Consider the following 23,095-nt stretch of genomic DNA (forward strand, 5'->3'; position numbering starts at 1 on the left):
TCCTCAATCCGCGGATGTCAGTTGCGCCAACGCGGCCTGCGCGGCAATCAGACGCCCGGCCTGAGCCTGCCAGTCTGCAAGGGCGGGTTGTGCGGCCTCGGGCAGACCGGACAGCAGCGGCATTACGGCCGCCAGGTCGCCCGCAGCCAGCGCTGCCTCGGCGCGCGACAGCACGGCATCGGGGTCATCGCCCTCACGCGGGGTCGCGGATCGGGCGCCGGTCTGGTTCAGCAGGAACACCGCCATCCGGTCGGTCACGCTGCCATCCGCGCGCGCGGCGCTGCGCGCATCGGCAAGGGCCGCGCGCGCGGCATCGGGGAAGCTGGCTTGCAAACCGGCAAGCGAGACGGGGTCGGCCAGATAGGCGGTGACGGGTTCGGGCAGCGGGATGCCTGTGGCCTCCAGCGCGGCCTGCGCCTCGGTCACGCCATGACCGCTGGTCAGCGCGGCTTGCAGTCCGATCACGGCGGCGCGGCGTTCGGCCTCGGCGGTCAGCGCTCCAGCCTCGGCCTTGACCGCGTCCATCCGGCTGGCAATCTGCGCCGCAATCTCGGATTGAATGGCTGCATCATCAGTGGGTTGCAGGTTTGAAACTTCGGCCTCCAGCGCATTCAGGCGCTGCTGCAGGGGCGCAAGATCAACGGCGGGGCCAGCCTCCGTTACGGGCCGGGCCTCCAGCGCGGCGATACGATCCTCCAGCGGGGTCAGATCGGGCGCGGCGGCGGGGGCCGGGGCTGGGCGGGCCTCCAGCTCGGTCAGACGGGCCGTCAGGGTTTCAACCTGTTGGTGCAGCGCAGACAGTTCAGCCGCAGAGGCGGGCTTTTGCAGCATTGGCAGGGTCCAGCCCTGCTGGGTGCCATAGACGGCCAGACCATAGCCGAGCCCGGCCACGGCCACGCCACCCAGCAAGATGCCTAAAAAGCGGCCAAACCCGCCGGAACGGCTTTTTGCTGGCGGTGTGGTGTCAGCATCCATGACGGACGATTCGGGGCGTTCCATCCCGCTGCGATCAGGCTCCTGCGCGATGACAGGGGGCGTTTCAGTGTCTGGTATCGGGGGAAGCGGCTGATCCGGCTCGGGTTGCAGCACGGGCTCCACGTCTTTGGATTCGTTTTCTGCCATACCGCTATCCTTCCTTGCACTTGTCATCACAGCTAATCACTCCACCCCCCGGCGTTCAACCCGACTGAGGGGCCAGTGCCCTCAGGCAATCCGCGCCAGCAGCGCCGCAAGCAGATCCTTGCCATTGGGCTGTGCTGCGATCGTCAGCGAATCCAGAGGGAAACCCGCAAAACCGACTGCGGTTGCTTGCGAAAGCGCGACAATGTGCAGCGGCGCACGGGCAGGTTGTGTCTGCAAGGCGGCGGCGAGCAAGGCGGCGGAACGTGGCGAAAAAACCGGCAGCACAACCGGGGCAACACCGGCAAGCATGTATCGTGCGGCGTCTGACAGCGGCTGCGCGTTCTGGCGATAGATCACACGGCTCAGGGTCTCGATCCCCGCATCGGTCAGGCGTCGGGCCAGATCGCCGCGCGTCTCTTCGCCATGCAGATGCAAGAGCTGCGGGGGGGGGCGGTGATGCAGGATCAGGTCCAGCAGCGCCTCGGCATCGCCATCGGCCGAGATCGCCTGCAAGCCGAAGGCGCGGGCGGCGTCCGCCGTGCGCGGGCCGACACAGAAGGCGTGGCGAGCCCGGGGCGGGCCGAGATGCCGCAAGGCCTCTACCGCCGTCGCAGATGTCAGGACCAGCGCCGAAAAGGCGCGATCTGGCAGGGACGGGCACAGGAATTCCGGCGCGAGCAGCGGTGAGATCAGGATATCCGGCGCAGGCGCCGGGCTGCTGGCGCGGATCAGATCGGCAAAGCGTTCTGCCTCCGCCAAGGGGCGGGTCAGCAGGATCTGCGCGGGCAGCGGACCGGGACGGGATTGCCTGACCATGTGTCAGGTGTTACCTCCACCATGCCCCCGTTACAACCGCGAGCCATGTCACAGAGCCTTACCTTCCTCGGAATCGAAAGCAGTTGCGACGATACCGCCGCCGCGCTGGTGCAGCGGGGGCCGGATGGTGTGGCGGTCATCCTTTCTTCCGTGGTGCAGGGACAAACAGCCCTTCATGCCGATTTTGGCGGTGTCGTGCCGGAGATTGCTGCCCGCGCCCATGCCGAACGGGTGGATATCTGCGTGCGCGAGGCCTTGGCGGCTTCTGGCAAGACATTGGCCGATCTGGACGGCATCGCGGTCACCGCCGGGCCGGGGCTGATTGGCGGCGTGCTGTCAGGGGTGATGTGTGCCAAGGGCCTGTCGGCCGCGACCGGCTTGCCACTGGTCGGCGTGAACCATCTGGCGGGCCATGCCCTGACGCCGCGCCTGACCGACGGCATTGCATTTCCCTACCTGATGTTGCTGGTTTCGGGCGGGCATTGTCAGTTTCTGCGCGTGGACGGGCCGGAAGATTATACCCGTCTTGGTGGCTCCATCGACGATGCGCCGGGCGAGGCGTTTGACAAGGTTGCCAAGATCCTGGGCCTGCCGCAGCCAGGTGGCCCCGCCGTGCAGGCCGAGGCCGAGGCGGGCGATGCCAAACGCATCCCGTTGCCGCGTCCGTTGCTGGATCGGCCGGGCTATGACCTGAGCTTTTCTGGCCTGAAAACCGCCGTGCTGCGCGCGCGGGACGGGTTGATGGCTGGCCTGGGGGGGCTGCGCCGTCAGGATCGTGCCGATCTTTGCGCGGCCTTCCAGCGTGCCGTGGCCGATGTGCTGGCCGAGAAAACCCGGCGTGCCTTGCGCGATCATCCGGTTTCCGTGCTGGCGGTCGCCGGGGGCGTTGCCGCCAATCGCGAGATCCGCGCCCGGCTGGAGGTGGTTTGTGCCGAACAGGGCGTGCGCTTCCTTGCGCCGCCCTTGCCGCTTTGCACCGACAATGCCGCGATGATCGCTTGGGCCGGGATCGAGCGGTTCCAGCAATCGGGGGCCGATGATCTGACCCTGTCGGCACGCCCGCGCTGGCCTTTGGACCAGACCAGCCCCGCCTTGCTGGGATCGGGCAAGAAGGGGGCTAAGGCATGACGATTGCAGTGCTGGGCTCCGGGGCATTTGGCGCAGCACTGGCCGCCACCTTGGGGCGTGAGGGGCCGGTGGTGCTGTGGGGGCGATCGCAGACCGATCGCACCATCCGCAAGCTGCCAGATCTGATCTTGCCGCAGGCGGTGCAGGTGACAAACGATCTGGATGCGACCGATGTGGCCAAGATCGTGCTTCTGGCCCTGCCGATGCAGCAACTGGCGTCATTCATCGATGCACAGGGCGCGCGCCTGCGCCACCGCCCGTTGGTGGCCTGCTGCAAGGGGGTTGATCTGCGCAGCGGCCTTGGCCCGGTGGAGATTCTGGCGCGCCTTGCCGGGCCATCGCCCGCCGTGCTGACGGGGCCAAGTTTTGCCACCGATATCGCGCGCGGCTTGCCCACCGCGTTGACGCTGGCCTGCGAAGATGAGGTGCTGGGCCAGCAGTTGCAGGAAAACCTGTCGACCTCGGTCCTGCGGCTGTATCGGTCATGCGATGTGATCGGGGCAGAGCTGGGTGGCGCGCTGAAGAATGTGATCGCCATCGCCGCGGGTGCGGTGATCGGGGCGGGCTTGGGGGATAGTTCTCGGGCGGCGCTGATGACGCGCGGCTATGCCGAGATGCTGCGCTTTGCGCTGGCGCGCGGCGCCCGGGCCGAGACCTTGGCGGGGCTGTCGGGCTTTGGCGATCTGGTGCTGACCTGCACCTCGCAGCAATCGCGCAACTTCTGCTATGGCCTCGCGCTGGGCGCGGGGCAGGCGTTCGATCTGTCCACCACGGTGGAAGGTGCCGCGACCGCCCGCGCGGTGGCGCAGATCGCCCGATCGGATGGGCTGGATATGCCGATCTCCACCATGGTGGCCGCGCTTGCCGACGGCAAGATCAGCGTGGCTGATGCCATGCAGAACCTTTTGAACCGCCCTCTGAAACAGGAGTAGCCCATGCGCGTCGCGCTTATATGCAAGGACAAGGCCGAATCTCTGCCGATCCGGCTGGAAAACCGTGCCGCCCATCTGGATCACATCAAGGCCTCCGGCGTGGTGGAAATGGCCGGGCCCTTCCTGAACGAAGCGGGCGAGATGTGCGGCTCGCTTGTCGTGCTGGAGGTCGAGACACTGGATCAGGCCCGCGACTGGGCGGCGAATGACCCCTATGCCAAGGCAGGTCTGTTCGAGCATGTGCAGATCACCGAATGGAAAAAGGTCATCGGATGAACTACTGGCTGTTCAAATCCGAGCCGGACAGCTGGAGCTGGGAGCAGCAGGTCGCCAAGGGTGCTGCGGGCGAGGAATGGGGCGGCGTGCGCAACTATCAGGCCCGCAACAATATGCGGGCCATGCGGATCGGCGATCTGGGCTTTTTCTACCATTCCAATATCGGCAAAGAGATTGTCGGGGTGGTCGAGGTCAGCGCGGAATCGGCACCAGACAGCACCACCGACGATCCGCGTTGGGATTGCGTGCATATCCGCGCCGTGCGGCCGCTTTTGCGGCCCGTGACCCTGGAAACCTGCAAGGTTGAGCCGGGATTGGAGAATATGGCGCTGGTGAAATCCATGCGCCTGTCGGTCCAGCCGGTGACGCGCGCAGAATGGGAGATCGTTTGCCGTTTGGGTGGGATCGAACCGTAAGGTGCGACGTAGAAAATGAAGGGCCCCGACCCCATAGCGGGACCCTTCATCCACCCCACATGCTCCCCAAGCACCGCATGTGTTCTGAAAAAGGTCCCCGGCGTCCTGCCGTTGATCTAGGTCTAGCGCGGAACGATGATTCCGCCAAATCTTCAATTCGTTGCATTTTACGACAATGCTGCACGACAATGCTGCAGGGGGCGACACCTGCTTGCTCAGGTCAGGCTTCGCGCATGAAAACGCCCGCCGTTTCCGGCGGGCGCTTTGCCTTGCGGGCAAATCCCGATCAGGCGTAGACGGCTTCTTTTCCGAAATGCTTGGTCAGAAGATAGTAGACCACGGCGCGATACTTGTTGCGCTCCGACCGGCCATAGATGTCGATCACCGCATTGATCGCCTCAAGCAGTTCCGGGCCATCGGCCAGGCCCAGCTTCTTGATCAGGAAGTTGCGCTTGACCGTCTCGATCTCGCTTTCCTGGCTGGCCGCCACGGTTTCGGCATCGGCGTCATAAATTGCGGGACCACATCCGATGGTCACCTTGGTCAACAGGGCCATATCCGGTTCCACCTTGCACTTGTCGCGCAGATCGCCCGCATATTTCTCGATCAGAGCCTGACGTTTGCTCATCTGCAAATCCCTCGCTTTTATCGTTAATGTTCTGGCTGGCGTGCTGCCGCTATCACGGCGGCAACACTAGGCCATGCGTTGCAATGGACAAAGGGAATAATCGTCGCGCCTTCCCCCCAACAAAATATGGGGGAAGGCTGTCGCCAGCGGGTCTCAGGGTGCCGGGCGGTTCAGCTTCACGATCCACTGATTGGCCATCAGGGTCAGGGTCGCCTGATCGCCAAGTTTCGCGACCATCTCCTCGACCGCGCGTTTCACCGGCGCACCCGAGGCATCTGCCATCCAGTTGAAATCGTCGCCAGTGATGATGCCGTCATGCTTCACCTTCAGCAGCGCCTGGGCGATGTCATTGTCGATGAAGGGGGCATTGTGGTTGCCATCGAGATAGACCCAGTCCAGCGAGGCATCGGGCAGCGCCGCCAATGCCACATCCGACATTGCGCGGTGGATCTTCACCCGGGGATCATCCTTGAAGGCGTTGCAGACGTCCTGATATTTCACTTCCATCAGGTCTTCGTTCTTCTTGCGGCCAAAGCCGGTATTGGCAAATTCCGGCTGATAAAGCCAAGGGTCGATCAGGTGCAGCTCGACCGGCTCGCAGATTTCCAGAATGCGTTTGGAGAAGGCCCCTTCCCAGACGCCGACCTCGGCCACGCGGGCACCTTTCGGCAGGCTCGCCAGCAGGCGGCCCCGGAGTTTGTCGCGTTTGCTTTCTTCCTGAACTTGCTCGGTCATGGTTTCCCTCATTGCCCCTGTTGCGCTCTGCGGCGCGATAATCACTCAACACTAGCTGAAAATGCGCTAGTTACAAAGCGCAGGGGCCGCATCTGATGCGGCCCCCGGCGGTCAAAGTGTCACATCAGTAACGATAATGCTCGGCCTTGAACGGGCCCTCGACCTTCACGCCGATATATTCAGCTTGATCTGCACGCAGTTCGGTCAGTTTCACGCCGATCTTCTTCAGATGCAGGCGCGCCACTTTCTCATCCAGCGCTTTCGGCAGGATATAGACGCCGGGCGCGTAATCCTCGCCCTTGGTCCACAGCTCGATCTGCGCCAGAACCTGGTTGGTGAAGCTGGCCGACATCACGAAGGACGGGTGGCCGGTCGCATTGCCGAGGTTCAGCAGGCGGCCTTCCGACAGCAGGATGATCTTGTTGCCCGAGGGCATCTCGATCATGTCGACCTGTTCCTTGATATTGGTCCATTTGTGGTTGCGCAGCGAGGCGACCTGGATCTCGTTGTCGAAATGGCCGATATTGCCGACGATCGCCATGTTCTTCATCGCGCGCATATGCTCGATGCGGATCACGTCGCGGTTGCCGGTGGTGGTGATGAAGATATCGGCGCTGTCGACCACATCTTCCAGCAGGACGACCTCGAACCCGTCCATCGCGGCTTGCAGCGCGCAGATCGGATCGACCTCGGTCACCTTCACGCGGGCCCCTGCGCCCTGCAGCGAGGCGGCAGAGCCTTTGCCCACATCGCCATAGCCGCAGACCACGGCGACCTTGCCGGCCATCATGGTGTCGGTGGCGCGGCGGATGCCATCAACCAGCGATTCCTTGCAGCCATACTTGTTGTCGAATTTCGACTTGGTGACGCTGTCATTGACGTTGATCGCCGGGAAGGGCAGCTGGCCCTTCTTGTGCAGGTCGTAAAGGCGATGCACGCCGGTGGTGGTCTCTTCCGAGACGCCCTTGATCGCGGCCTTGGTCTTGGCGAACCAGCCGGGGGATTCCTTCATCCGCTTCTGAATCTGGGCCTTGATGACCTCTTCCTCTTCGGATTGCGGCACGGCCAGCACATCCTCGCCCGCCTCCATCCGTGCGCCCAACAGGACGTAAAGCGTGGCGTCGCCGCCATCGTCGAGGATCATGTTCGCGCCCTCGGGGAACATGAACGAACGGTCAAGATAATCCCAATGCTCGGTCAGGGTCTGGCCCTTCACGGCAAAGACCGGCACACCCGCCGCGGCAATCGCCGCCGCCGCGTGATCCTGGGTCGAGAAGATGTTGCACGAGGCCCAGCGCACATCCGCGCCCAGCGCGGTCAGCGTCTCGATCAGCACGGCGGTCTGGATCGTCATGTGCAACGAGCCGACGATCCGCGCGCCTTTCAGCGGCTGGGATTTGCCGAATTCCTCGCGGCAGGCCATCAGGCCCGGCATCTCGGTTTCGGCGATATCCAGCTCCTTGCGGCCAAATTCCGCCAGCCCGATATCCTTGACGATGTAATCCTTCGGCATTCGCCGCACTCCTTGCCTTTTTTCTTTGGCGCTGAAATAGCACTCTGATGCTCTTGCGGCAATCTATCGGGTGCGTTTGGTCCAAATTATGGCGGTTTTGGGAAACAATCGGGGAGCGGCCCCCCGGGCATGGCAAAGGATGCTGTCGGGGCGGCGGCTGGATCTGCTGGACCCTTCTCCCCTGGATATCGAGATTGACGATATCGCGCATGGGCTTGCCTTCGTCGCGCGCTGGAATGGCCAGACCAAGGGTGATTTTCCCTATTCGGTGGCAGAACATTCGCTGCTGGTCGAGCGTATCTTCGCGCTGCAAAATCCGGGCATCGCGGCGCGCTGGCGGCTGGCGGCCCTGCTGCATGACGGGCCGGAATATGTGATCGGCGATATGATCAGCCCGGTGAAATCCGCCGTTGGCCCCGCCTATGGTGAAATGGATGCCCGGTTGATGGCGGCGATCCATCTGCGCTTCGGTCTGCCTGCCACGCTGCCTGCGGCGATCAAGAAGGCGATCAAGGCCGCCGACAATGTTTCCGCCTGGCTGGAAGCCGTGCAGATCGCGGGGTTCGAGGCGGCAGAGGCCACGCGGCTGTTTGGCCGCCAGAAGCCCGATCTGATCCGCGCGCTGGCGATCGAGTTGCGCGCGCCGGTTCTGGTGCGCGCCGACTATACTGCGCGCCATGCGGCCCTGCTGGCCGAGATGGACGCCTGACGACGGCCCCGGCTAACGACAGATCGTGATGCCGGTGCCCCAGGTGGTGCAGCGCCGCGTCAGATCGTCCGAAAGCGGCCGGTCGGTGAAGACGCGGGTCACATCTGACAGGCTGCAGATCCGCGCCGGGGCCCGGCGTCCGATCTTCGAATGATCGGTCACCAGAAACGCCTCGCGCGCCTGTCGCAAGATCGCCCGGCTGACCCGCACCTCGGCCAGATCGAAATCCAGCAGATCGCCATCGGCATCCAGTGCCGAGGCCCCGATGATCGCGTAATCGACCTTGAACTGCTCGAAGAACTGGGTGGTCAACTCGCCCACCAGCCCGCCATCTGATCGGCGCAAGGCCCCGCCCGCCACCATGATCTCGCAGCCCGGATTGGCCAGCAGGATATTGGCAACATTCATGTTGTTGGTGACCACGGTGATATTGGAATGGTGCAGCAGGGCTTGTGCCACCGCCTCGGTCGTGGTGCCAAGGTTCAGGATCAGGCTGGAATTATCGGGGATCATCGCGGCGCAGGCGGCCCCGATTGCGGCCTTGGCCTCGGCATTCATCCGGCGCCGCGCCTCATATCCCAGATTGACCATCCCGGTGCGGGCCACCGCGCCGCCATGCACCCGGTCCAGAAGCCCGGCTTCGGCCAGATCGCCCAGATCGCGGCGGATGGTTTGCAGCGTCACGTCGAAACGCAGCGCCAGATCCTCTACCAGCACGCGGCCCTCGCTGCGGGCAAGTTCGAGGATTTCATTTTGACGGATGCTGAGCGCCACCGGAAAAGCCTCGCGGGTTCATTGTGGATCGCGCCACGGCGCGCCTGGCCAGAGTTTACGAAGGACCCCGCCTGACGCAAGGGCCGGACTGCATGACCCTGCCCACAGGCAGCGGCTTACCCCGCCATCTATGCGCGTTTTTGTTACATATTTGTGAAAATCGAAGTGAAACGAAAATTGGCTTTGATCGGTGCCCCGAAGTTGCTAACCGTGAAGCCTCAGGACAGACAGAAAACGGGCGGGAGGTCAGGGTGTCAGAAGCGGCTCCGGCAGGGGTGATCGACCTCTTTGTCATCGGCGGTGGCATCAATGGCTGCGGCATCGCGCGGGACGCCGCCGGGCGCGGGCTGTCGGTCCTCTTGGCCGAACAGGGCGATCTGGCGCAGGGTACCTCTTCGGCCTCGACCAAGCTGTTTCATGGCGGCTTGCGCTATCTGGAATATTTCGAGTTCCACCTTGTGCGCGAGGCACTGGCCGAGCGCGAGACCCTGCTGCGTGCCATGCCGCATATCAGCTGGCCCATGCGTTTCGTGCTGCCCTATGACCCGGCGATGCGGTTCGAGAATGACACGCCCACCTCGCGCCTGCTGGGGCTTGTGATGCCCTGGATGCGCGGGCGGCGGCCTGCCTGGCTGATCCGACTAGGGCTGTTCCTTTACGACAATCTCGGCGGTCGCAAGATCCTGCCCGGCACGGCCAAGCTGGATCTGGCCGATGATCCGGCCGGGCGGCCGCTGCGTCCGGGCTTCCGGCTGGCCTATGAATACAGCGATTGCTGGGTGCAGGATTCGCGCCTTGTCGTGCTGAATGCCCGCGATGCCGCGGCGCGGGGCGCGCGTATCCTGACCCGGAGCCGCGTGGTGGAGGCCGCGCGCCAGGGCGATCTTTGGCAGATCACTGTCGAGGGGCCAGAGGGTCGCGCGCAGTATCAGGCGCGGGCGCTGGTGAATGCCGGCGGGCCATGGGTCGAGGATGTGATCCGCAATGTCACGCATATCCGCAGCCGTGAAGGCGTGCGGCTGGTGCGCGGCAGCCATATCGTGGTGCCGAAACTTTACGATCACGAGCGCTGCTATTTCTTCCAGGGCAGCGATGGCCGTATCATCTTTGCCATTCCCTATGAAGATGACTTCACCCTGATCGGCACCACCGACAAGGACCATCAGGGCAGCCCGCTGGATGCCCGCTGTTCGGATGAGGAGCGCGATTATCTGTGCGCCTTCGCCAGCCAGTATTTCGCGAAACCCGTCACCCCCGATCAGGTGGTCTGGACCTATTCTGGCGTGCGCCCCTTGTATAATGACGGGGCAAGTTCGGCGACCGCCGCCACCCGCGAATATGTGCTGAGCCTAGATGAAGGCGGGGCACCCCTGCTGAATGTCTTTGGCGGCAAGATCACCACCTATCGCCGTCTGGCGGAACATGCGCTGGAAAAGCTGGCACGCTTCTTTCCAGCGGCGGGCGGCGACTGGACGGCGGGCGTTGCGCTGCCCGGCGGCGACTTTCCGGTCGATGGTGTGGCCGATCTGCGGGCGCGTCTGGGCGCCAGTTTCCCGTTCCTGACGCCCGCCCATGCCGCGCGGCTGGTGCGGACCTATGGCACCGACAGTTTTGCCCTGCTGCAAGGCGCCGAGGTGATGGAGGATCTGGGTGAGGATTTCGGTGCCACTCTGACCGGGGCGGAGGTCGACTGGCTGATGCGGCACGAATATGCCCGCACGGCCGAAGACATCCTGTGGCGCCGCACCAAGCTGGGCCTGCATCTGGATGAGGCACAGCGCGCGCGGCTGGCCGCCCATATCGACCAGTTGGCGGCGCGCGCGGCCTGAATGCGCGCGGCCGGACGGTTGCGGCCTGACGGTTTCCGGCGCGCCCTTCCATCGCTAAGCTGTGGACGGGCACCGACAGGAGGCCCCGATAAAGAAGGCATCGCATGACCCGCCATATCCTTGCCATCGATCAGGGCACGACCTCGTCCCGGGCGATCCTGTTCGACCAGACCTTGCGCCCGATCGCCTCGGCCCAGCAGGAATTTGCACAGCATTTCCCCGCCTCGGGCTGGGTGGAGCATGATCCGGGCGATTTGTGGTCATCCGTGGTGCAGACGGTGCGCCAGACGCTGGACCGCGCCGGGATCGGCGCGGCGCAGGTCGCGGGCCTTGGCATCACCAACCAGCGCGAAACCACCCTGCTTTGGGATCGGGCCACCGGCCAGCCGCTGCACCGTGCCATTGTCTGGCAGGACCGGCGCAGCGCGGGGATCTGCGATGACCTGCGCGCAGGTGGGCATGAGGCCTTGATTGCGGCGCGCACCGGGCTGCTACTGGACCCCTATTTCTCGGGCACCAAGCTGAAATGGCTGCTGGATCACATCCCCGATGCCCGCGCCCGCGCGGCGCGGGGCGAGCTGGCCTTTGGCACGGTCGACAGCTGGCTGATCTGGAACCTGACCGGCGGCAAGGTCCATGCAACCGACGCCACCAACGCCGCGCGGACACTGATCTTCGATATCAGCCGCAACGCATGGGACGCAGAGATCTGCGCCTTGCTGGACATTCCGATGGCGCTGCTGCCGCAAGTGCGTGACAGCGCCGATGAATTCGGCGTGACGGAACCCGATCTTTTCGGCGCGGCGATCCCGATCCGGGGTGTGGCGGGCGATCAGCAGGCCGCGACGGTCGGGCAGGCCTGCTTCCGCCCAGGCATGATGAAATCGACCTATGGCACCGGCTGTTTCGCGCTGCTGAATACCGGGGCCGCGCGGGTGGCCTCTAGCAACCGGCTGCTGACGACGGTTGCCTATCGCCTGAACGGGCAAAGCACCTATGCGCTGGAGGGCTCGATCTTCGTGGCGGGCGCGGTGGTGCAATGGCTGCGTGACGGGCTGGGGGTGATCGACAATGCGGGGGGCACACAGGCGCTGGCCGAAAGCGCCGACCCGGCGCAGGCGCTGGTGATGGTGCCCGCCTTTACCGGCCTTGGCGCGCCCTATTGGCGGCCCGATTGTCGGGGCGCAATCTATGGTCTGACCCGCAATTCCGGTCCGGCGGAATTTGCCCGCGCGGCGCTGGAAAGCGTGGGCCATCAGACCCGCGATCTGCTGGAGGCCATGCAGGCCGACTGGCCGGGGGGCGCGGCCACGGCGCTGCGCGTCGATGGCGGCATGGCCAGAAGCGACTGGACGATGCAATATCTGGCCGACATCCTGGGCGCGCCGGTGGATCGCCCGCAGGTGAACGAGACCACGGCGCTGGGCGCGGCCTATCTGGCCGGGCTTCAGGCCGGGCTTTGCCCCGATCCCGACACCTTCGCCCGCGAATGGGCGCTGGAGCGGCGGTTTGACCCTGCCATGCCTGCGGCGACACGCGATAGTCGCCATGCGCGCTGGCAGCGGGCGGTGCAGGCCACCATGCTGATGGGCGGTTAATCCAGCTTTTTGAATGTCGGGGGGAACAGGCTTTGCGCTGAGGGATGGCCCCAGGTCCGGTCGGGATATTTGGCCAGCAGCCCGTCAAACTGCGCCTGCGCGCGCGCCCTGGCCGCCGCCATATCCAGCCCCGGCACCGCGCCATCGCGCATCGACAGCCGCCCGTCGACAAAGACCGCCTTTGTCACCCGACCCGAGGCGCCGAAGATCAGGCTTTGCACCGGATCGATGCGGGGGGCGAAATGGCTGTCAGCCATGTCGAAGATCGCGATATCGGCCTTGGCCCCGGCTTGCAGGCGGCCCAGATCGGGGCGGCGCAGCGCATCGGCCCCGCCGATGGTGGCGGCATTGAACACCTCGGCCGTGGTCAGCCCCTCTGATCCGCCCGCTGCCGCGCGGCCCATCATCAGCGCAACCGCCATGTTCAGCACCATGTCGGGTGGGGCGGTATCGGTGCCCATGCCGATATTGATACCCATATCATGGCAGCGCCGGAACGAGCGCAGCATCTCGCCATCGCGGGCATAGACCAGCGGGCAATGCGCGATGGTAACGCCGTGATCGGCATAAAGCGCCAGATCCGCCGCAGTGGCCTCGACCGCGTGGGGGGCAATCAGCCGATCATTTAGCAAGCCATGGGCGGCCAGCCATTGCGGCGCGGTGGTGCCATGCAGCTTTTGCACCGTTGCCCGTTCCATCCTGCCTTGCGCCATATGCAGGCGCACCGGCAGATCGGCCTCACGCGCGGCAGCCATGGTGCGGCGCAGCAGCTCCAGCGTGCATGTCTCCACCCGGTCAGGGGCCAGCATCGGCTGGATCAAGCCGCCATGCGCGCCCTTGATTCGTGCCGCGAAATCCAGCGCGGCCTCCAGCCCCGCCATGCCGCGCGCGGCGTCAAATTGCGGCTCCAGCACGCCGGGCGCGGTGCAGACCATTCCACCGGCCCGGTAGGCCGGGCCAAGATAGACCCGCAGGCCCAGATCGCCCGCAGCCTCGGCTGCCGCTTCGAACTCCGCCACCGTTTCGGCCCATTCCCGATAGAACAGCGAGGCGATGGGAAGGGCGGTGGTGATGCCATGGCGCAGCAATTGCGCAAAGGCATAGCGTTTCTGGAATGCCAGCTCATCCGGCGTATACATCTCATAGGGGCCGGCATCGACATAGCTTTGCGGCCAGACCCGGCCCTTGGCCCAGCCGGGCCCGTAATCCACCGTCAGCAGCGTGGTATCCAGATCCGACAGCGCATCCAGATCAATGAAACCGGGCGAGATCAGCACCTCGCCCAGATCGATGCGCCGCGCCACCTCGCCTTCAAAGCGGGGGCCGGTGTAAAGGATGCTGTTGCCTTCAAACACGATCTCGCCATCTTCCAGCAGGCGGTGCTGGCCCGCCTCATGCGCGATGATCCAGCGGGCGGTCAGCGCCGTGCGACCCGCCGGGCGCTGGCCAAGAACAAGATCATCCAGCCGCATCATGCGGCCCCTGCATGGGCGGCCAGATCGCCGGATTTGTCGCGTGGCCAGGCATAGGCCCCGGATTTGGAGGTGCGGTAGCCCGCGCCCGCCAAAGCCTCCGCGAGCCTGATCGCGGCGGTGACCCCGTCGATCACCGGCAGCCCCGCCTGATCCGACAGCCATTGGCACAGATCGGCCATGCCGGCACAGCCCAGCACGATGGCCTCGGCCCCGTCCTGTGTCATGGCGGCGCGGGTTTCGGCCAGCAGCCGCGCGCGGGCGGTCGCGGGATCGGCCTCCAGCGCCAGAACCGGCAGATCCACCGCGCGCACCCGGCGGCAGCGGCCCGCCGCGCCATAGGCCGTCACCAGATCCTCGATCACCGGGACCGAGCGGGGCAGGGTGGTGATGACGGAAAACCGCGCCGATAGTGTGGTTGCGACCTGCACTGCCGCCTGACAGATGCCGATCACCGGCGCGCCCGCCACCTCGCGCGCGGCGGCAAGGCCCGGATCGTCGAAACAGGCGATGACATGGGCGCCCGCGCCTGAACGATCGGCCTCGCGAATGGCGGCCAGCATCGCGGGCACCGCCATGGCCTCATCATGATAGCCCTCGATCGAGACCGGGGCGCCGGCACCCGTGCGGGCATCAATCACCGTGCCGGGACTGGCGGCGGCCCGTGCGGCGGCGGCAATCGTCGCGGTCATGGCCGTTGTGGAATTGGGGTTGATGACATGGATGCGCATCAGGCGGTGACCTTTTCCGGCGGGGTGATCTGCGCCAATTCATGCGGGATCAGCGCCTCGGGCTTCTTCAGCTCGAACTGTCGGTCCGAGGTGATGTAATTGTCGGCATGTAGCCGGGCGATGGGTTGATAGGTTTCGGGGTTCACATAGCGACCGCTGGCATCAAGGCAGCGATCATCGACATGCATCTGCACCACCTCGCCGATGATCAGCACCCGGCGCGGGTAATCCAGGATCCGCTCCACCCGGCACTCAAAGGCGCAGGGGCTTTCGGCAATGCGGGCGGCCTTGATCTGCTGGCAGGGCACCGGGGTCAGCCCGGCAAAGGCGAGTTCATCCACATCCGTGGCAAAGTTGACGCCGCAAACGATCATCGCATCGGCCAGCGCCATATCGACCATGTTCACAACAAATTCGCCACTGCGGCGGATATTGGCGACCGTATCCTTTTCCTCGCCATTGCCGCGATTCTGGATGCCCAGCACCACCAAAGGCGGCTCATGGGAGAAGACGTTGAAAAAGCTCATCGGGGCCGCGTTGTTATGTCCTGCCTCCGACCGGGTGCCGACCAGCGCAATCGGACGCGGGCCGATAAAGTTGGTCAGCAGGCGATAGCGATCGGGCGCCGGAAGGGCGGTAAAGTCGTAATCCATCTGAATGGCTCCTGTCAGGCGGCGGGCAGCAACTGGCCGCGCCGCACCACGCGCCGGTCCGCAGGGCGGCGGCACAGCGCATCCCCGGGGCCGTCGCAGGCGATCATCACGAAATCGGCGCGCCCGCCGGGATGCAGCCCGTAATCGGCCAGCCCGATGGCGCGGGCGGCCTGATGGGTGGCGCAGCCAAGCGCGCGGCGGAGATCCTCATCGGTGTTCCAATCAAAGCGGTAGGCGGTCAGGAAGGCGCGTTCCAGCATGTCGCCATTGCCCAAGGGTGACCAGGCATCGCGGATCCCGTCCGACCCGCAGCAGACCGTGACGCCCATCGCGGTCAACGCCTCGACCGGCGGCACGGCGGTATCGGCGGGGGCCGAGGTCATCAGCGAAATGCCCAGATCGGCCAGCCTGCGCCCGATCCGCGCCAGCCGCGCCTCGGGGATCATGCCAAGGCAATAGGCGTGGCTGATCATCACGCGGCCCGCCAGGCCCGAGGCTTCCGTATAGTCGGCGATGCGTTCCACCTGCCAGGCCCCCAGATCGCCCTTGTCATGCAGGTGGATATCGACGCCCACGCCCTTTTCCACCGCCAGATCAAAGACAAAGCGCAGTTGCCCGTCAGGGTCGCCATCAATGCCAGCGGGATCAAGCCCGCCCACGGTTTCCACCCCCATCTCGATCGCGGCGCGGACCAGGTCAGTGGTGCCGGGGCGGCAGAGCAGCCCCTGCTGCGGAAAGGCCACGAATTGCAGGTCGATCCGGTCGGCCCAGGTCTCGCGCAGCCGGAACATCGCCTCGACATGCGTGAGACCCATATCGGGGGCCACATCGATATGCGATCGGATGGCGGTGGTGCCATAGGCCAACATCCGGGCCAGCAGCCGCCCGGCGCGGTCTTCGGGCGGGGTGGTGTTGGCGGTCAGCACCCGACGTTCATTCTCGATATAGTCGCGCAGTTTGCCCGCGCGGTAACCGGGCTGCCAGCCCTCGCCCCAGAGAGTCTTGTCCAGATGGACATGCGGCTCCACAAAGGCCGGCAGCACCAGCCGCCCCGCGCCATCAAAGGCATCGGGGGCAGTTACATCCGGGCCGAGCGCCTCGATCCGCCCGCCCGCGCAACGAATGCCGATGGCGTTGCCGTCGATGTCGCGCAGATTGGTAAAGGTGGTGGTCATGGTCGCTCTCCTCCCGGTTCGGTCATCCCGGCCCCATGATGACAGGGCCGGATCATTTCTGCGGACGGGCGGATCAGCCCTTCAGGCGGGTCCAGATCCGGTCGCGCAATTCGCGCGCGGCGGGGCCGCAATCCTGCGTCGGAACCAGCCGAGATGCGTATTCCTCGGGCATGTTGATCGCATCCATCTTGCGCCATTTTTCATCCAGAAACGCGTCCGATTTCATCGCATTGCCATAGGCGATGGAATTGGAAACGGTTGCCGCGATTTCCGGCGTCATCATCCAGTTGATGAAGATCTTGGCGTTTTCCGGGTGGGGCGCATTGGCTGGCACCGCGAAATTGTCGCGGAACATCGGCGTGCCCTCTTTGGGATAGATGAAGCGGATGGTGTCGCGTTGCAGCGTGGCGCGGGCGGTGGCACCGTTCCAGACGTGGAACATCGACACCTCGCCCGAGGCCATGCGGTCAACCGTGCTGTCAGAGGTATACATTTTCAGATTGGGCTTGGCGGATTCCAGCAGTTCCAGAATGCGCTTGGCGTCGTCATTGCTTTCGGTGCATTGCGGAATGCCAAGATAAAGCGATGCTGCCAGCACCGCATCGCTTGCGGTATCCAGCTCGGCGATCTTGCCGACAAATTCGGGGCGCGGCTCGAAAAACTCTTTCCAGCTATGCTCGATCTCGCCGCCGCCAAGGACTGCGCTGTCATAGGCAAGCCCGGTCACCCCCCAAAGGTAAGGCGCGCTGTATTCATGCTTGGGGTCGAAGTTCGGGTTCTTGAACGCGTCCTTCATATGGGCATAGTTCGGCATCGCATGGGTGTCGATCTTCAGCAAAAGACCGTCTTGGATCAGGCCGGGGATCACATAATCCGAGGGCACGATCACGTCATAGGCAGCCCCGCCCGATTGCAGCTTGGCCAGCAGCGTATCGTTGCTGTCAAAGCCGTCCAGGATGACCTTGATCCCGGTTTCCTTTTCAAAACGCGCCAGCAACTCCACCGGATAGTAATCGGTCCAGTTGTAGAAATAGAGCGTCTTTTCAGAGTCTTGTGCCATCACCGGCAGCGCAGTCAGCGCCGATAGGGCGAGGCCCAGCAGGGTCTTTTTCATCGGGGTCTTCCTCTCTGTTGGTATGTTTATTGCCTCAGCGCCGCAGGCGGCTGAGGAAGAAGGAAAGCGAGACAAGCAGGACCGAGATCACCAGCATGACGGTGGAGATCGCGTTGATTTCCGGCGTGATCCCGGCGCGGATGGCCGAGAAGATATAGACCGGCAGCGTGGTGGTGCCTGGCCCCGACAGGAAGAACGAGGTCAGGAAATCATCCAGTGAGGTGACGAAGGCCAGCGTGAACCCGGCCAGAATCCCGGGCCACAGGAGCGGCAGCGTGACGCGCCGGAAGGTGCGGAAGCGATTGGCGTAAAGATCCTGCGCGGCCTCTTCATAGCTGCGCGACATGCCCTCCAGGCGGGCACGGATCGGCAGATAGGCAAAGGGGATGCAGAAGGCGGTGTGGGCAAGGATCATCGCGCCAAGCCCCAGCTGCACCCCGAGCGCCACGAAGAGCATGAGCGTCGCCACCGCCACCACGATCTCGGGCAGGATCAGCGGCATGTTCAGCACCGCCTCCACCGCGCCACGCCGCGGAAAGGCGCGCGAAGTTGCAAGGGCTGCCAGCAGCGCAAATGTCGTGGCACCGATGGCCGCGGCAAAGGCCAGGATCAATGAATTGACCGTGGCTGCCTGGATTGACGGGTTTGTCAGGATGCGGCCATACCAATCCAGCGAGGCATGTGACCAGATCGTCGCGGTGCGATTGGCGTTGAAGCTGTAGACCACCAACACCAGCACCGGCACATAGAGATAGGCCAGCACCAGCAGCGAGACCTCGCGCGTCATCGGGAAGCGGCGGATGTTCATTTGGCCCTCCGGTTGCGCAGCAGGGCCACGCTTGTCATCACGATCAGCATCAGGGCCAGCAGCACGACCGAAAGCGCCGCGCCAAAGGGCCAGTTGCGCGAGGCGCCGAACTGCATCTGGATGATATTGCCCAGCATCAGGGTCTTGCCGCCGCCCAGCAGGGCCGGTGTCACGAAAGCCCCAAGGCAGGGGATGAAGACCAAGAGCGATCCGGCCAGGATGCCCGGCCCCGCAATCGGCAGCACCACCCGGCGCAGCGCCCGCGCTCGCGTGGCGCCCAGATCGTGCGCGGCTTCCAGCAGGCGCCAGTCGAATTTCTCGAACACGGTGTAAAGTGGCAGGATCATGAAGGGCAGGAAGGAATAGGTCAGCCCGATCGCCACCGCCAGATCATTGTAAAGCAGTTGCACCGGGCCAAAGGGCGAGACGGCATTGACCGTCTGGGCCACGAGCCCGTCTTCGCGCAGGATGATGAGCCAGGCGTAGTTGCGCACCAGAAGGTTGGTCCAGAACGGGATGGTGATCAGCAGCAGCATGATGTCGCGCTGCGTGCGCCCCAAGCCTGCCATCCATAATGCAACGGGCAGGCCGAACAGCAGGCAAAGCCCGGTGGTCAGCGCCGCCTGCAGCACCGAGCGCAGCAGGATCAGCAGATAGCTGGTATTCACGATCATCGTGCCGTCAAAGTCTTCTTCCCAGACCAGACGCAGGTAATTCGCGCCGGACGGGACCGAGGCCCAGTCGACCCCGCTGGTGCCGCCCTTTTGCAGCAGCGAGATCCAGAACATCAAAAGCAGCGGCACGCCGACCAGCAGGCCGATGGTGGCAAGCGCCGGGGTCAGCAGGCCAAGGCGGCGCAGGGTGGGGCTGGCGCTCATTGGTCCAGCACCCGCAAGGCATCTGCGGGCAGGGCAAGGCCCACGCGGCTGCCGGATTCGAGCGGGGTTTGCGCCACCTCGGATTGGCGCAGCAGGAAGGTGCCGCCGCCGGGCAGTTCCAGCTTGTGCAGAAGCGCCGTGCCCAGATAGGCAGAATGGATCAGTGTTGCATCCAGCGTGCCGGCCCCCGGCGCTGTCAGCCTTGCCCGCTCTGGCCGGATCGCCAGCGTCACGGCACCGGCCTTGCCATGCGCCATGGGCAGCGTCACGCCTTGGCCGATGCGCAACTGGTCACCGGGCAGGGCCTCGGCTTCCAGCAGATTGATGTCACCGATGAAGTCGGCAACAAACCGATGCGTCGGGGCCTCGTAAATCTCGCGCGGGGGGCCCATTTGCAGGATATGCCCGCCCTGCATCACCGCGACCCGGTCGGAGAGCGTCAGCGCCTCTTCCTGGTCATGGGTCACGAACAGGAAGGTGATGCCAGCCTCGGCCTGCAACTGCTTCAACTCGATCTGCATTTCCTTGCGCAGCTTCAGGTCCAGCGCGGAAAGCGGCTCATCCAGCAGCAGCACCTGTGGGCGCGGTGCGAGCGCGCGGGCCAGCGCCACGCGCTGTTGTTGGCCGCCGGACAGTTCCGATGGACGGCGGCGCGCAAAGCTGTGCATCCGCACCATCTCCAGCGCCTCGCCGACGCGGGAGCGGATCTTGTCGCGCGCCATGCCCTGTTCTTCCAGTGCGAAGCCCACATTCTGCTCCACCGTCAGATGCGGAAACAGGGCATAGCTTTGGAACACGGTGTTCACCGGGCGGCGGAAGGGCGGGGTCTGGGTCAGATCCTGCCCGCCGATGGCGATCACGCCGCGATCCGCCAGTTCAAACCCGGCGATCAGCCGCAAGAGCGTGGTCTTGCCGCAACCCGAGGGGCCAAGCAGGGTAAAGAACTCCCGCTCCCCGATCTCGACCGAGACATCGTCGAGCACGCGCACCGCCGATGCGCCCCGGCCGAAGCTCTTGCTGATATTGCGGATGGAGACTGCGGAAGACCCGGACATTGCCACCTCATGTCGTTGATGGGGGCATCGTTCTGCATCGCATACGATTCTGTCAATATCGTATGCAATACTTAAGTGAAAATTGTATGCACTAACGCGCGTCGCCTGATCCGCGATCCTTCGTCGGAAGATCTGCCTATCTGTGCAGCAGATCGCAAAAGCTCAGGTTATCTGGTGAAGTCCATGCACAGAAATTCATGCCTGGCACCGCAAGCGCGACATATCGGAAAGCGATTGACTGTTTCGTGGCATACGATGATCTTGCAAATTGCATACAAGCGAGAGATCATGATGAGTGATGACGCCCCCGTTCCGCGCAAACCGGCCCGCCCGCGCAAGGCCCGTATTGCGGAGAAAATGCCAAGCCGCACCGAAAAGGTGCATGAGGCGCTTCGGCAGGCGATCATCGAGCAGCGCCTTGCCCCCGGTGCCCGGCTGCCCGAAGATACGATTGGTGAATCCTTCGGCACCAGCCGCACCATCGCGCGTGAGGCGCTGTTGCGGCTTTCGGTTGAAGGGCTGGTTGATCTGCTGCCCAATCGCGGTGCCTTTGTCGCCAACCCCTCGCTGGATGAGGGGCGCGATGTGTTTGTCGTGCGGCGCGGGCTGGAGCGGATGGTGGTCAAGCAACTGGCGGGCCAGCTGAGCGCGAGCCAGATCGAAGAACTGGGCCGGATGCTGGAACAGGAGGAATTGGCCGGGGCCAGCAACGAGTCCGAGGCGATCCGGCTGGCGGGCGAGTTCCACTTGCGGCTGGCCGAAATGACCGGCAATCGCCTGCTGATCCGCTATCTGACCGAGACGGTCTCGCGCTGTTCGCTGGTGCTGACCATTTATGGCCGCCCGCATTCGGTGGATTGTGGCATCGATGAACACCGCCAGATCATCGAGGCGCTGATTGCGGGGGATGAGAACCGCGCCGCCGATCTGATGGAGACGCATCTGAGCAAGGTGGCGGGCCGCGCCCTGCTGGAATGCCGCAAGACCGAAAGCCTGCAGGATGTGCTGACGGCCTTTGCGCGGCGCATCGACTGACGCGCCGCGCAAGGCATCGTTACAGGTTCATCAGCTTGCGCAGCTTGGGCAAGACCTTCTCGGGCAGTTCCTGATAGGTGATGACCTGATCGAAACGCCCATTGGCGTCGAACAGCATGACATAGGCGGTGTGATCCATGCTGTAATCGCCGTTTTCACCCGGCACCTTGCGGGCATAGATCTTGAAGGCTTTCAACGCCTTGTCGACCTCGGCCCTTGTGCCGGTCACCCCCACCACGCCCGGAGCCCAGGAGACGTAATCGCCCAGCGTCTGCGCGGTATCACGCTCGGGATCGACCGAAATGAAGAAAACCCGCAGCGTCGCATTGTCCTTGGCCAGATCTTCCTGCCAGATCGATATATCGCCCAAAGTGGTCGGGCAGACATCGGGGCAATGGGTGAAGCCGAAGAACACCGCCGAGGGCTCGCCCTTCAGGCTGGCCGCAGTAAAGCTGCTGCCGTCAGTGGTTTCCAGCTTGTAATCCCCGATGCCGATTTCGGCGGTGATCTCTTGATTGAGGCGCGGCGACAGCACCTGAAACCAGAGGGTTGCCAGCAATGCGGCCCCGACCAGAGCCCAAAGGGCCAGCCGGATCAGGCGAAATGCGTTGCCGTTCATTCCCGAACCCCCTCAATGCGCCGAATGGTCGGCGGATTTCGCGCCCGGGCCCATCACCGCCAGCGGCAGCGTCACGGTCCCGGCCTTTTCAAAGGTCAGGTCGACGGTGACCGTCTCGCCCTCGGTCAGCGGCTGTTTCAGCCCCATGAACATCAGGTGGAAGCTGCCGGGTTTCAGGTCGATGCTGCTGCCCGCCGGGATCGGCAGACCATCCGGCAGATGGCGCATCTTCATCACATCGCCTTCCATCGCCATTTCATGCACCTGCACTTCAGCCGCGAAAGTGGCTTGGCCTCCGGTTAGCACGTCATCGGCGTTCCCCGCATTGGTGATGGTGACAAAGCCCCCTGCCACCGGCGCGCCGGGCAGGGTGGCGCGGGTGAAGCCGCCGGTCAGGGTCAGATCACCCTGGGTGACAGAGGCTGCCTCATGCGCGGGCATCGTGTGATCGGGGCTGTGGCCCGCTTGTTCGGCAAGGGCGGGGGCTGCGGCAAGGCCCAGCAGGGCGACAGTCAGAATGGGAGTAAGTTTCATCGGATCCTCCTTCGGGATCGGGAAAGGCGGTGCGCGGGCCTTGGGCATATGTCGCCGGGATGCCTGCGGGATTGGAAAAGGGGCCTGTCACGACAGGCGGGCATCGCATTAGGCCAGCGGCGGGCCACGCGAGGCGCGGGCGGGGTCAAAGACCGGCTGGACGCGCAGATTTTCCATGGGGGCGGTAATCGTTGCAACAAGGCGCTGATCGGCGTCGCGCAGCGCCACGATCTGCGGCGGAAGCAGCGTTGCATCGACCAGACGGCAAGCCGGGCAATGTTCATCCGGCAAGCCGTCGCCATTATTGTCGCCGCAGAAATCCGCCATGGTGACGCCGGCCATGGCAAAGACGGCCATAGCTTGTTGTTGGGCCTGTTCCTGCGCGGATGGCACCTTATGCGCATAGCCCAATCCCGCCATCGAGACGGCAAGGATCATCACCAGCGTGATCCCGATATGGCGCAGCGTGGATTTCATGCGCCAGACCTCGCATGACACCCGCCGAGAGGCAACCGCAATTGCCTGCGGCTTTATGTCTGCGGCCA

At 64.4% G+C, this 23,095-nt stretch carries 25 protein-coding genes; 8 read left to right on the forward strand and 17 right to left on the reverse strand.

Annotation, left to right across the window (positions count from 1 at the left end; translation table 11 throughout):
• Positions 1-3: 3 nt before the first annotated feature.
• Positions 4-1,122 (reverse strand): COG4223 family protein, encoded by a 1,119-nt coding sequence (locus GBJ34_RS09505; protein ID WP_151719023.1) that lies wholly within the window; start codon positions 1,120-1,122, stop codon positions 4-6.
• Between the two features lie 81 nt (positions 1,123-1,203).
• Complete coding sequence (locus GBJ34_RS09510; protein WP_151719024.1) at positions 1,204-1,938, reverse strand: uroporphyrinogen-III synthase; 735 nt, start codon at positions 1,936-1,938, stop codon at positions 1,204-1,206.
• A 45-nt stretch (positions 1,939-1,983) separates the two neighbouring features.
• On the opposite strand from GBJ34_RS09510, the gene tsaD reads away from it, so the two are divergent.
• The 4 genes from tsaD to GBJ34_RS09530 are packed head-to-tail and all read left to right on the forward strand — an operon-like array spanning position 1,984 to position 4,690.
• The gene (gene tsaD, locus GBJ34_RS09515) at positions 1,984-3,066 is read left to right on the forward strand and encodes a tRNA (adenosine(37)-N6)-threonylcarbamoyltransferase complex transferase subunit TsaD (RefSeq protein WP_151719025.1); all 1,083 of its coding nucleotides are present in this window, start codon (positions 1,984-1,986) and stop codon (positions 3,064-3,066) included.
• A complete protein-coding gene (locus tag GBJ34_RS09520) occupies positions 3,063-3,998 on the forward strand; it encodes an NAD(P)H-dependent glycerol-3-phosphate dehydrogenase (RefSeq protein ID WP_151719026.1) in 936 nt (311 codons plus the stop codon). Before tsaD ends, GBJ34_RS09520 begins: the two co-directional genes overlap by 4 nt.
• Positions 3,999-4,001: 3 nt before the next feature.
• On the forward strand, positions 4,002-4,274 hold the full coding sequence (locus GBJ34_RS09525) for a YciI family protein (RefSeq protein ID WP_151719027.1): 273 nt from the start codon (positions 4,002-4,004) through the stop codon (positions 4,272-4,274).
• On the forward strand, positions 4,271-4,690 hold the full coding sequence (locus tag GBJ34_RS09530) for an EVE domain-containing protein (RefSeq protein WP_151719169.1): 420 nt from the start codon (positions 4,271-4,273) through the stop codon (positions 4,688-4,690). The genes GBJ34_RS09525 and GBJ34_RS09530 overlap by 4 nt, the downstream gene beginning before the upstream one ends.
• A gap of 286 nt (positions 4,691-4,976) precedes the next feature.
• Here GBJ34_RS09530 and GBJ34_RS09535 read toward each other — a convergent pair whose 3' ends face one another.
• From GBJ34_RS09535 to ahcY, 3 genes are all read right to left on the reverse strand, one after another.
• Positions 4,977-5,318: a DUF2853 family protein gene (locus GBJ34_RS09535; RefSeq protein ID WP_151719028.1), complete on the reverse strand. Its 342-nt coding sequence runs from the start codon at positions 5,316-5,318 to the stop codon at positions 4,977-4,979.
• A gap of 153 nt (positions 5,319-5,471) precedes the next feature.
• Entirely contained in the window at positions 5,472-6,053 is a 582-nt protein-coding gene (locus GBJ34_RS09540; protein WP_192931166.1) for a class I SAM-dependent methyltransferase, read from the reverse strand.
• 124 nt (positions 6,054-6,177) lie between these two features.
• Positions 6,178-7,566 carry an adenosylhomocysteinase gene (ahcY, locus tag GBJ34_RS09545; protein WP_151719030.1) on the reverse strand — a complete coding sequence of 463 codons (1,389 nt, stop codon included), beginning with the start codon at positions 7,564-7,566 and terminating at the stop codon, positions 6,178-6,180.
• A 139-nt stretch (positions 7,567-7,705) separates the two neighbouring features.
• On the opposite strand from ahcY, the gene GBJ34_RS09550 reads away from it, so the two are divergent.
• Entirely contained in the window at positions 7,706-8,275 is a 570-nt protein-coding gene (locus GBJ34_RS09550; RefSeq protein WP_226341108.1) for an HD domain-containing protein, read from the forward strand.
• 12 nt (positions 8,276-8,287) lie between these two features.
• Here GBJ34_RS09550 and GBJ34_RS09555 read toward each other — a convergent pair whose 3' ends face one another.
• Positions 8,288-9,049 carry a DeoR/GlpR family DNA-binding transcription regulator gene (locus GBJ34_RS09555; RefSeq protein WP_151719032.1) on the reverse strand — a complete coding sequence of 254 codons (762 nt, stop codon included), beginning with the start codon at positions 9,047-9,049 and terminating at the stop codon, positions 8,288-8,290.
• A 251-nt stretch (positions 9,050-9,300) separates the two neighbouring features.
• On the opposite strand from GBJ34_RS09555, the gene glpD reads away from it, so the two are divergent.
• Both glpD and glpK read left to right on the forward strand, forming a co-directional pair.
• Positions 9,301-10,878 (forward strand): glycerol-3-phosphate dehydrogenase, encoded by a 1,578-nt coding sequence (gene glpD, locus GBJ34_RS09560; RefSeq protein ID WP_151719033.1) that lies wholly within the window; start codon positions 9,301-9,303, stop codon positions 10,876-10,878.
• A gap of 104 nt (positions 10,879-10,982) precedes the next feature.
• Positions 10,983-12,476, forward strand: a complete 1,494-nt coding sequence (gene glpK / locus GBJ34_RS09565; protein ID WP_151719034.1) for a glycerol kinase GlpK — start codon at positions 10,983-10,985, stop codon at positions 12,474-12,476.
• On the opposite strand, the gene GBJ34_RS09570 is transcribed toward glpK, so the two are convergent.
• The 8 genes from GBJ34_RS09570 to GBJ34_RS09605 form a co-directional block, all read right to left on the reverse strand.
• Positions 12,473-13,951, reverse strand: coding sequence for an amidohydrolase family protein (locus GBJ34_RS09570; protein ID WP_226341109.1), 1,479 nt, complete (start codon positions 13,949-13,951; stop codon positions 12,473-12,475). The two genes, glpK and GBJ34_RS09570, sit on opposite strands and share 4 nt — an antisense overlap.
• Positions 13,948-14,679 (reverse strand): aspartate/glutamate racemase family protein, encoded by a 732-nt coding sequence (locus tag GBJ34_RS09575; protein ID WP_151719035.1) that lies wholly within the window; start codon positions 14,677-14,679, stop codon positions 13,948-13,950. The genes GBJ34_RS09570 and GBJ34_RS09575 overlap by 4 nt, the downstream gene beginning before the upstream one ends.
• A complete protein-coding gene (locus GBJ34_RS09580) occupies positions 14,679-15,332 on the reverse strand; it encodes a flavin reductase family protein (RefSeq protein ID WP_151719036.1) in 654 nt (217 codons plus the stop codon). Before GBJ34_RS09580 ends, GBJ34_RS09575 begins: the two co-directional genes overlap by 1 nt.
• 14 nt (positions 15,333-15,346) lie before the next feature.
• A complete protein-coding gene (locus tag GBJ34_RS09585; protein ID WP_151719037.1) occupies positions 15,347-16,507 on the reverse strand; it encodes an amidohydrolase family protein in 1,161 nt (386 codons plus the stop codon).
• Between the two features lie 73 nt (positions 16,508-16,580).
• Positions 16,581-17,621, reverse strand: a complete 1,041-nt coding sequence (locus GBJ34_RS09590) for an extracellular solute-binding protein (RefSeq protein ID WP_151719038.1) — start codon at positions 17,619-17,621, stop codon at positions 16,581-16,583.
• Between the two features lie 34 nt (positions 17,622-17,655).
• The gene (locus tag GBJ34_RS09595) at positions 17,656-18,429 is read right to left on the reverse strand and encodes an ABC transporter permease (protein ID WP_151719039.1); all 774 of its coding nucleotides are present in this window, start codon (positions 18,427-18,429) and stop codon (positions 17,656-17,658) included.
• On the reverse strand, positions 18,426-19,307 hold the full coding sequence (locus GBJ34_RS09600; protein WP_151719040.1) for an ABC transporter permease: 882 nt from the start codon (positions 19,305-19,307) through the stop codon (positions 18,426-18,428). The genes GBJ34_RS09595 and GBJ34_RS09600 overlap by 4 nt, the downstream gene beginning before the upstream one ends.
• Complete coding sequence (locus GBJ34_RS09605) at positions 19,304-20,362, reverse strand: ABC transporter ATP-binding protein (RefSeq protein WP_151719041.1); 1,059 nt, start codon at positions 20,360-20,362, stop codon at positions 19,304-19,306. The genes GBJ34_RS09600 and GBJ34_RS09605 overlap by 4 nt, the downstream gene beginning before the upstream one ends.
• Positions 20,363-20,653: 291 nt before the next feature.
• On the opposite strand from GBJ34_RS09605, the gene GBJ34_RS09610 reads away from it, so the two are divergent.
• Positions 20,654-21,397, forward strand: coding sequence for a GntR family transcriptional regulator (locus GBJ34_RS09610; RefSeq protein WP_226341110.1), 744 nt, complete (start codon positions 20,654-20,656; stop codon positions 21,395-21,397).
• 19 nt (positions 21,398-21,416) lie between these two features.
• Here GBJ34_RS09610 and GBJ34_RS09615 read toward each other — a convergent pair whose 3' ends face one another.
• From GBJ34_RS09615 to GBJ34_RS09625, 3 genes are all read right to left on the reverse strand, one after another.
• Complete coding sequence (locus GBJ34_RS09615) at positions 21,417-22,016, reverse strand: SCO family protein (protein WP_151719042.1); 600 nt, start codon at positions 22,014-22,016, stop codon at positions 21,417-21,419.
• A 12-nt stretch (positions 22,017-22,028) separates the two neighbouring features.
• Positions 22,029-22,550: a copper chaperone PCu(A)C gene (locus tag GBJ34_RS09620; RefSeq protein ID WP_226341111.1), complete on the reverse strand. Its 522-nt coding sequence runs from the start codon at positions 22,548-22,550 to the stop codon at positions 22,029-22,031.
• 108 nt (positions 22,551-22,658) lie between these two features.
• Positions 22,659-23,027, reverse strand: coding sequence for a DUF2946 family protein (locus tag GBJ34_RS09625; protein ID WP_151719044.1), 369 nt, complete (start codon positions 23,025-23,027; stop codon positions 22,659-22,661).
• Positions 23,028-23,095 lie beyond the last annotated feature (68 nt).

Source organism: Gemmobacter serpentinus (genome assembly GCF_008973825.1).
In the GTDB taxonomy this organism is placed as follows: domain Bacteria; phylum Pseudomonadota; class Alphaproteobacteria; order Rhodobacterales; family Rhodobacteraceae; genus Gemmobacter; species Gemmobacter serpentinus.